The following is a 584-nucleotide window of genomic DNA, read 5'->3' as shown; positions in this document are numbered from 1 at the left end:
TTCTTGTGGGGTAAAAGCGAACGTGATTCGCTTGTTGCCGCCGTTAACCATTGAGCCTGAAGTGCTTAGTGAAGGCTTAGATAAGTTGGAAAAAGTGATTCTTGAAGTGGCGTAATTCACTCGCTTTTAAATAGCAATAACAAGTAAAGGAAACGGTTGGCACCAATCGTTTCCTTTTTGTTTTTGGAAAATCGCCTTTCGCTTGTCTAAATGTCCTGTTTAAGTTGTAAGCGGATTCGATAAAAAAGTGTGTATCGACTCGAAAAACGTTTGCGATTCCAAGAATATCGGGTGAATTGGCAACTCGAAAAAATTACATTTGAATCAATGGTCTATGCAGTACCAATAGTAACTTACCACTCACCATTAAGGACTCAAATGAAACGTTCACTACTTGGATTAACCATGATTGCCTCTTTCAGCTGTTTGGCTGAGGGCGCTTTGGATCTCACCACGCTTTCAAACAATAATACCGACAACCTTGTATGGGTTGGACATTTGAGCCCAGACACCGATAGTGCCGTTTCCGTTATCCTAGCGTCACACATCTATGGCGGAGAAGCAGCGCTAACAGGCGAAGCGAA

At 42.5% G+C, this 584-nt stretch carries 1 pseudogene; it reads left to right on the top strand.

From position 1 onward, the window contains the following. Positions 1–378 precede the first annotated feature (378 nt). Positions 379–584, top strand: a pseudogene (locus tag R7Q11_RS28015) (manganese-dependent inorganic pyrophosphatase); the annotation flags it as partial.

The organism is Vibrio sp. 970 (genome assembly GCF_033339075.1).
This window is presented reverse-complemented; position numbering and strand designations above follow the sequence as displayed.